The organism is Streptomyces sp. NPDC093510 (assembly GCF_040683555.1).
Taxonomy (GTDB): Bacteria; Actinomycetota; Actinomycetes; order Streptomycetales; family Streptomycetaceae; genus Streptomyces.
This window is the reverse complement of the sequence record NZ_JBFBEE010000028.1, coordinates 89,986-97,196: the sequence shown is the minus strand read 5'-3', so window position 1 is coordinate 97,196 and position 7,211 is coordinate 89,986. Positions and strand designations below refer to the sequence as shown.

The 7,211-nt window shown below is 69.5% G+C and carries 12 protein-coding genes; 7 read left to right on the top strand and 5 right to left on the bottom strand.

What is annotated here, in order from left to right; translation table 11 throughout:
• Positions 1 to 31: 31 nt before the first annotated feature.
• The 3 genes from AB0N81_RS34270 to AB0N81_RS34260 are packed head-to-tail and all read right to left on the bottom strand — an operon-like array spanning position 32 to position 1,334.
• Complete coding sequence (locus AB0N81_RS34270; RefSeq protein WP_365365363.1) at positions 32 to 250, bottom strand: DUF397 domain-containing protein; 219 nt, start codon at positions 248 to 250, stop codon at positions 32 to 34.
• Positions 247 to 465 carry a DUF397 domain-containing protein gene (locus AB0N81_RS34265; protein WP_365365361.1) on the bottom strand — a complete coding sequence of 73 codons (219 nt, stop codon included), beginning with the start codon at positions 463 to 465 and terminating at the stop codon, positions 247 to 249. Before AB0N81_RS34265 ends, AB0N81_RS34270 begins: the two co-directional genes overlap by 4 nt.
• On the bottom strand, positions 462 to 1,334 hold the full coding sequence (locus AB0N81_RS34260) for a helix-turn-helix transcriptional regulator (protein ID WP_365365359.1): 873 nt from the start codon (positions 1,332 to 1,334) through the stop codon (positions 462 to 464). The genes AB0N81_RS34265 and AB0N81_RS34260 overlap by 4 nt, the downstream gene beginning before the upstream one ends.
• A 198-nt stretch (positions 1,335 to 1,532) precedes the next feature.
• Between AB0N81_RS34260 and AB0N81_RS34255 the strand changes: the two genes are divergently transcribed.
• Genes AB0N81_RS34255 through AB0N81_RS34245 form a run of 3 tightly spaced genes read left to right on the top strand, consistent with a single transcriptional unit; the run spans position 1,533 to position 2,945 of the window.
• Complete coding sequence (locus AB0N81_RS34255; protein WP_365365357.1) at positions 1,533 to 1,871, top strand: hypothetical protein; 339 nt, start codon at positions 1,533 to 1,535, stop codon at positions 1,869 to 1,871.
• Complete coding sequence (locus tag AB0N81_RS34250) at positions 1,871 to 2,635, top strand: ATP-binding protein (protein WP_365365355.1); 765 nt, start codon at positions 1,871 to 1,873, stop codon at positions 2,633 to 2,635. Before AB0N81_RS34255 ends, AB0N81_RS34250 begins: the two co-directional genes overlap by 1 nt.
• Positions 2,636 to 2,654: 19 nt before the next feature.
• A complete protein-coding gene (locus AB0N81_RS34245; RefSeq protein ID WP_365365353.1) occupies positions 2,655 to 2,945 on the top strand; it encodes a hypothetical protein in 291 nt (96 codons plus the stop codon).
• Positions 2,946 to 3,200: 255 nt separating this feature from the next.
• On the opposite strand, the gene AB0N81_RS34240 is transcribed toward AB0N81_RS34245, so the two are convergent.
• Positions 3,201 to 3,665, bottom strand: coding sequence for a GNAT family N-acetyltransferase (locus AB0N81_RS34240; RefSeq protein ID WP_365365351.1), 465 nt, complete (start codon positions 3,663 to 3,665; stop codon positions 3,201 to 3,203).
• Between the two features lie 262 nt (positions 3,666 to 3,927).
• Here AB0N81_RS34240 and AB0N81_RS34235 point away from each other — a divergent pair, with 262 nt between their 5' ends.
• A complete protein-coding gene (locus tag AB0N81_RS34235) occupies positions 3,928 to 4,704 on the top strand; it encodes a response regulator transcription factor (RefSeq protein ID WP_365365349.1) in 777 nt (258 codons plus the stop codon).
• Here AB0N81_RS34235 and tamR read toward each other — a convergent pair.
• Positions 4,663 to 5,160 carry a MarR family transcriptional regulator TamR gene (tamR, locus tag AB0N81_RS34230; RefSeq protein ID WP_362376856.1) on the bottom strand — a complete coding sequence of 166 codons (498 nt, stop codon included), beginning with the start codon at positions 5,158 to 5,160 and terminating at the stop codon, positions 4,663 to 4,665. The two genes, AB0N81_RS34235 and tamR, sit on opposite strands and share 42 nt — an antisense overlap.
• A 112-nt stretch (positions 5,161 to 5,272) precedes the next feature.
• Here tamR and AB0N81_RS34225 point away from each other — a divergent pair, with 112 nt between their 5' ends.
• The 3 genes from AB0N81_RS34225 to AB0N81_RS34215 all read left to right on the top strand — a co-directional run bounded on the left by AB0N81_RS34225 (position 5,273) and on the right by AB0N81_RS34215 (position 7,207).
• Positions 5,273 to 6,097, top strand: a complete 825-nt coding sequence (locus tag AB0N81_RS34225) for a trans-aconitate 2-methyltransferase (RefSeq protein ID WP_365365347.1) — start codon at positions 5,273 to 5,275, stop codon at positions 6,095 to 6,097.
• On the top strand, positions 6,097 to 6,459 hold the full coding sequence (locus AB0N81_RS34220; RefSeq protein ID WP_365365345.1) for a VOC family protein: 363 nt from the start codon (positions 6,097 to 6,099) through the stop codon (positions 6,457 to 6,459). Before AB0N81_RS34225 ends, AB0N81_RS34220 begins: the two co-directional genes overlap by 1 nt.
• A gap of 124 nt (positions 6,460 to 6,583) precedes the next feature.
• Positions 6,584 to 7,207 carry a Uma2 family endonuclease gene (locus AB0N81_RS34215; RefSeq protein WP_365365343.1) on the top strand — a complete coding sequence of 208 codons (624 nt, stop codon included), beginning with the start codon at positions 6,584 to 6,586 and terminating at the stop codon, positions 7,205 to 7,207.
• Positions 7,208 to 7,211 lie beyond the last annotated feature (4 nt).

Sequence of the window (7,211 nt, the reverse complement as noted above, 5' to 3'; positions counted from 1 at the left end):
GCAGCCGTTGGCGCCTCGTTCGTCAGGCGAGTCACTCCGCGGCTTTCACACCGCCGACGAACGCGGTGAAGGCCGCGGCCGATATGGTCAGGCCGTTGCGGTGGGGTTCCTTGGAGTCGCGTATTCCCACCTGCGTGTGGACGTGGGCGACCTCGACGCATTCGTTGTCTGCCGCGCTGTAACTGCTCTTGAACCAGCTCGCTGCTGCGAGCCATGCAGCCGTTGGCGCCTCGTTCGTCAGGCGAGTCACTCCGCGGCTTTCACACCGCCGACGAACGCGGTGAAGGCCGCGGCCGATATGGTCAGGCCGTTCCGGTGGGGTTCCTTGGAGTCGCGTATTCCCACCCGCGTCCGGACGTGGGCGACCTCGACGCATTCGTTGCCTTCTCCACCGCTGTAGCTGCTCTTGAACCACACGGAAGCGGAAGCCTCCGTACCAGTGGTGGAAGTTGATGCTTCAGTCATGGGGACTGCTCCTGTCGGGCCTCTGCGATGAGCCGAGACGACGTTGCTGTGTCCGCGGCCTGTGAACGAAGGTAGTCGAAGGTCAACTTATAGGCACCGACGTCTCCGGCGTCATCGAGATACAGTCCGCGGCGGCGCATCTCGATGTACACCACGGCCATGGAGTTGAGCGGTTCCCGGTCGTCGTCACGGCCGAGGATCACGAAGTGTCCGGCCCCCGCCGCGTGGGCGCCCGCGCTGAACGGCAGCACCTGGATGTCGATGTTGGGGCTCTCGGTCGCCTCCTGGAGGTGCTTGAGCTGTCGGGCCATGACCTCCGCGTTGCCTACCGTCCTGCGAAGGACTGCCTCATCCAAGATCGCCCACAGGTGTAGCTCGGGGTCTCGCCCGAGGATTCCCTGGCGAGCGATACGGGCGTCCACCATCCGCTCGATCTCATCGTTCCCACTGCGGACTTCGCGCGCTTGGTGGATGGCGAGCGCGTACTCCCGTGTCTGCAACAGGCCTGGGACCACGGTGTTGGCGTACACGTGCTCGTATGCCGCCTCGTGTTCGAAGGAGACGAGCGGATCCATCCACGTCGGCACCGCGCTATTGCCGACCCACCAGCCGTCCGACTGGGATTTGGCGATGCGAACGAGGGCCTCCCGTTCCGTGACGGTGGCCTCACACGCATCGGCCAGTGCTTTGACGGTGGCCCATCGGATGCGGGCTCGGTCCTGCCACATTTCGTAGCGGCTCACCGTTGTAGTGCTGACACCGGCGCGAGCTGCGATCTGTGCCTGCGTAGCCCCACAGCGCTCACGCAGTGAGATCAATCCGCGCGCGATCTGCATCCGGCCGGCCGGGCCTGTCTGTGTAGCGGTCACGTCCGAACCTTTCCGTCACGGCAGGCCAGCTGGCCAGGTGTGTCAACGAGGTGAATTTAAGGGTTACTTCGCGGCATCGGGCACGGATGTCCTGCCCGTCACCCACACCAGTGAACTCCAGACGTGGGCGCACCTTCTATGGGAATCCCATGGAAGGCTTCCCATGTCACTCCCGGTAGTTCTGGAGGAGGAGCCGTCATGCGAAGAGCGCTGTTCAGTCGACTCGCCGACTACGTGCGGGCCGTCCGTGCGCCGAGTGGGCGTCACCGCGCCGGGCATCAGGCCCGGCCCGCGCCTGAGGGGACACCTCAGGTGATGCGGACAGCCCGGCCCCGTCCGCCCCTGGCCGCGACCGTCCGGCGCTGGTACGAGCCCCTCGACGGCGCGGCCTCGCGATTGGTCCGCCCCTATCTGGCGGCGTGCGAGGACGAGGAGAGGACCCGGCTGCAGCGGTTGCGCCGCGACACCCTGTGGTGTGCCACGTATGGCATCGACCTTGATACGCGCGACATCCATCGCGCGCTGGAGGTGGCGTGATGGCCGACGGCTTCGAGGCGCTCGGCGGGAGCCTGGGCCGTGGCATGGCGGCCAGGTACGCGGACCATGTCGCGGTGGTGCAACTCGGGTTGGCGCGGCGGTTGTTGGAGCGTGCCCGGCTTGTTCTTGACGGGTCCGGCGCGACGGAGCCCGAACTCGCGCCGTTGGCGGCTCAACTGGCGTGCGCGCTGGGTGACACCCTGCTCATCGCGGAGAGCCGGGGCCCCGACTTCGCCGGACCGTCCCCGGCTCCGCACAGGGCCGTGTCCCGTACCGCCCCGCAGAGTCTGTCCATGCGCAGACTGCCCGGCGCGGACCTGCTCTCCGCTCCGACCGCTCGCCGTCACGTCCGGGACACCGCCCGCTCCTGGAGGCTGCCACAGGGCCAGGTGGAGACCCTGGAGGTGATCACCAGCGAACTCGTCACCAACGCTCTTACGCATGGCGGCGGCGAGACGGTCACTGTCGTTCTGGCTCTCGTCGACCGAGCTGTGACGGTCAGCGTCACGGATGAGGGCCGCGGTGTCGTGCGCGCGATGGAAGAAGACCTGCTGGAAGCGGATGTGCCGGAAGACGGTGAGCCCGAGTCCGGTCGTGGCCTGCTGATCGTCTCCGGGCTCGCCGACCGGTGGGGCCAGTATCGCGGGCCCGACGGCCTGACGGTGTGGGCCGAAGCCGAGGGTCGAGGGGGTGACGCATGCCCCTGGTCTCTGGTGACCCTCCCCAGCGCACACCGCCCCGGTACGGTGAAATCGACATCGTGAAAGGGAGCCCACAACAGTCATGACCAGACACGCGGCAGACCCCACTCCTTCCGGCCTCCCACCCCTGCGCACCATCGGGGAACTCCGGGCCGCCCTCACGATGGGCTACGGCTTCCCCGGTGACGCCGACGACTTCGAGGCCGAGCTGGCTCGGGAGATCAACCACGCAGATCCCACCGACCTCACGGGCATTGTGCGGCTGGTCGAAGAGTTCCGTGGCCGGGTCGCCACCCGCCAGGACCCCGATTTCGACACCGCCGTCGCAGCGGCAGTCGCCGAGATCGACGCGGCTCGCGGGACCGCCCGGTGACGGACGAGTACCCGCAGGTCATTGCCGAAATCACCCGTGAGGCCCGTGCTCGCTGCCAGGGCATCGGTCACGGAGCGCGGCCAGCGACATGGAGATCTACACGACGCGTCTTGAGCGCGTAGGGTCGCGCCCGGCTCTCTCGGTCACCTACGTCTACGATGCCCCGCCGCCCGCACCTGGTCTGATCCGCATCGCACTGGTGTCACCCGTCCGGTTCGCGAGCGGCGACTCCGGGTTCTGAACTCGGATGCCGGGTCAGACCGAAGGTCCCAGCCGCTTCGTGAGCGTGAACTCCTTGACGCCCTCCGGGTAGTCGGGGATCACGCTCACCAGTTCGTACCCATGGTTCCGGTAGAAGCCCGGCGCCTGGAAGTCCCATGTCTCCACACGGGAGTTGAGGCAGCCGCGGTCCTCGCGGGCCAGCCGCTCCGCCTCCGCGAGGAGACGTGAACCGAGGCCCGCGCCGCGGTGTCCGTCGTCGACCCACAGGTGATTCACGTGCAGCCAGCGTGCCCAGGTGTGCGCGGCGAGGCCCGCCGCGAGGCCGCCGTGCTCGTCCAACGCCCAGAGAGCGAGGGGGACTTCCTGGTCCTCACGGGTTCCGCGCAGCGCGCGGAGCTCGGGTGATGCCGCCGTGTTCGTCTCGGCCAGGCGTGAGCGAAGCAGACCAAGCCGCTCTTTGTCGACTCCCGTCTCAATACGAAACATACGGCTCACCATAAACGCGCCGGGCAATCAGTTCTGCAAATCGCCTTCCGCTCCTGGCGTCCGGCCCTACTCTGAAGGGCAGTGCCGGTGGGGGCCGGCACTGATCAGGGGGCGAGACAGTCGGGTACGACGCCTGGCGTGGGGTGGCGGTCACAGCACGGCGGCGGCCGTGCGACCGCGTCGATCCCCGCACCGGGCGCCGTACCCGCACCAGCCGTTCTCCGATGATGGGGTATCCCCAGCTCCTTGCAGGAGCTCGGGGAAGGGGGTTTCCGTGGTTCGCATTCGAGTCCTGGTCGTCGACGATCACCGCATCTTCGCCGAGTCGCTGGCCGCCGCGCTCGCGGCCGAGCCGGACGTCGACGTGTCCGCGGCCGGCAGCGGTCCCGCCGCGCTGCGCTGCCTGGAGCGCGCGGTCACCGAAGGCCGCAGATACGACGTGCTGCTCGTCGACGCCGACCTCGGGAGCACCGCGAGCGCCCTCCAGAGCACCCGGCCCGCCGTCCCCGTCCAGGAGGGCAACGCCGACGGGCTCGTCGACGGCATCTCGCTGGTCGCGGGCGTCCGTTCGGGCCAGCCCGCCGTCCGTACCGTGGTGCTCGCCGAGAAGGACGACCCGCGCCGCGCGGCCCTCGCCCTCCAGGCCGGCGCCTCCGGCTGGGTCGCCAAGGACTGTTCCCTGTCCCGGCTGCTCACCGTCATACGCGGCGTCCTGCGCGACGAGACCCATCTGCCGCCCGCGCTGCTCACCGGCGTCCTGCGCGAGCTGACCGCCGCCCGCAAACACCGCACCGAGTCCGAGCGCCTCGTGGAGTCCCTGACCCCGCGCGAGCGCGAGGTGCTGCGCTGCATGGTGGCGGGCCTGGGCCGCAAAGCCGTCGCCGAGCGCCTCTTCCTCTCCCCGCACACCGTGCGGACCCATATGCAGAACGTGCTGGGGAAGCTGGGTGTGCACTCCACCCTCGCCGCCGTGGCGCTCGCCCGGCGCGCGGGGGTCGGCCCGGCCGACCTAGCCGGGGATGTTGTCGAACGGGGCGGTCAACTGGCGTAGCAGCCCGGCCAGTTCGCCGCGCTGGGCGCGGGACAGCTCGGCGAGGATCGCCCGCTCCTGCTCCAGGAGTCCGGCCAGGGCCTGGTCCGCGCGGTCCCGGCCCTCGGCGGTGAGGCGTACGAGGACGCCGCGCCGGTCGCTCGGGTCGGGCAGGCGCTCGACGAGGCCCTTCTTCGCGAGGCGGTCGATGCGGTTCGTCATCGTGCCGGACGTGACGAGTGTCTGGGTCAGGAGTTGGCCGGGGGAGAGCTGGTAGGGCGCGCCCGCGCGGCGCAGCGACGTCAGGACGTCGAACTCCCACGGCTCCAGGTTGTGCTCGGAGAAAGCGAGTCTGCGGGCGCGGTCCAGGTGCCGCGCGAGCCTGCTGACGCGGCTGAGCACCTCGAGTGGTTCCACGTCGAGGTCAGGGCGCTCCCGGCGCCACGCTGCGACCAGCCGATCGACCTCGTCCTCCATGACGATCAGTGTAGGGGGTCTGTCGACATGAAGTCTCTTGACGTCAAGATATCTGCCGTTCAGGATGGGTTCAGGATGGCGACAGACCCCGTCACCCGAGGAGGCCCGCCCCATGCCCGCAGCCGCCCCGACCTGGGACCCCCAGCAGTACCTGCGCCACGCCGACCACCGGTCCCGCCCCTTCGCCGACCTGCTCTCCCGGGTCCCCGAGCTCCCCGCCGCCGGCCGGCCGCCCCACGTCGCCGACCTCGGCTGCGGGCCCGGCAACGTCACCCGGCTCCTCGCCGAACGGTGGCCCACCGCGCACATCACCGGCTTCGACAACTCCCCGGAGATGCTGGCCCGCGCGGACCGGCTGGCCGGACCCACCGCCGGGGGCGGCCGCCTCGACTTCGCCCCGGCCGACGCCACGGACTGGACACCTGCCCCCGGCACGTACGACCTGATCCTCTCCAACGCGACCCTCCAATGGGTGCCGGGCCACCCCGACTCCTTCCCGGCGTGGATCGAGGCGCTGACCCGCGGCGGTACGTTCGCCTTTCAGGTACCCGGCAACTTCGACGCCCCGAGCCATGTCCTGATGCGGGAACTCAGCGAATCCGCCCGCTGGCGCGACCGCCTCGGCGACGTCCTGCGCCACGCGGACGCGGTGCTGTCACCGGGGGAGTACCTGGAGCGGCTCGTCGGCCTCGGCTGCGAGGTCGACTCCTGGGAGACGACGTACCAGCACCTGCTGACCGGCGAGGACCCGGTCCTCGACTGGCTCAAGGGCACGGGCCTGCGCCCGGTCCTGACGGCCCTGGAAGACGACCCGGAGGCGACGGAGGCGTTCCTCGCGGAGTACGGCGAGCTGCTGCGCAGGGCGTACCCGCCGACAGCTCACGGCACGGTTTTCCCTTTCCGGAGGGTGTTCGCGGTGGCCCACAAGGAGGCCTGATGCTCACAGCGATCGATCACGTCCAGATGGCGGCCCCGTCGGGCAGCGAGCCGCAGCTGCGGGAGTTCTACTGCGGGGTGCTCGGTATGAGGGAGGCGCCGAAGCCGCCGGTGCTCGCGGTGCGCGGCGGCTGCTGGTTCGAGGCGGGCGGCGTCCGCCTGCACCTGGGCATCGAGGAGGACTTCCGACCCGCGCGCAAGGCGCACCCGGGGCTGAGGGTGCGGGGCATCTCGGCGTTCGCCGAGCGGCTGGCCGCGCGGGGTGTGACGGTCACCTGGGACGAGGGGCTGCCGGGGCACCGGCGGTTCTACTCGCGGGACCCCGTCGGAAACCGGCTCGAATTCCTAGAACCTCTGGCCTGACCTCGCACTTTTGAGTGACCGCAAGGGGCTTTCCGGGTGAGAGTGCGCCATGGGCCATAGCGTCGCGGTGTCGCTTGTGCCGCAGTGGCGCCCGCGCCCACACTGATGGAGGAGGTGCTGCACGATGACCGCTCTCGCACATGAGGTGACTACTCCCGTGGTGGACAACCCGGTACCCGACTTGGACGAGGTCCTGTGGCAGGCGTGGAAGGCCATGGATCTCCCCGAGGGCTACCGGGCCGAGATCATCGAGGGAGCCATCGAGGTGTCGCCTACCGGCCGCCGTCGTCATACGGTGCTCATCAACCGCCTTCGCCGGGCCTTGGAGGCCCACTTGAAGGACAGCGGTTATGCGCCCTATCAGGACGGCAATGTCATTCACCGCAGCAAGGCTTGGATCCCCGACCTCTTCATCGCCCCCGAAGACCTCGACGAGATCCCCGACGAGGAAGACCTCGGCGTCGACGCCGACGGCGTGGCAATGGTCGTCGAGGTCGTCTCGCCCGGGCGCCGCAACATCGAGCGCGACCGCGTCCGCAAGCGCCGCGAGTACGCCCGCGCGGGCATCCCCGTATACGTGATCGTCGACGACTTCGACGAGGACGGTGCCGTCCTCGTGCTCTCCCTGCCCGACGCGAAGAAGGCGGCCTACGAGGACGAGCACCGCGTGCCCTACGGCGCCGAGGCCGTCGTGCCGAGCGGCCCCGCCAAGGGACTCGTCATCGGTGAGGAGATCACCCGCAGCTGACGGC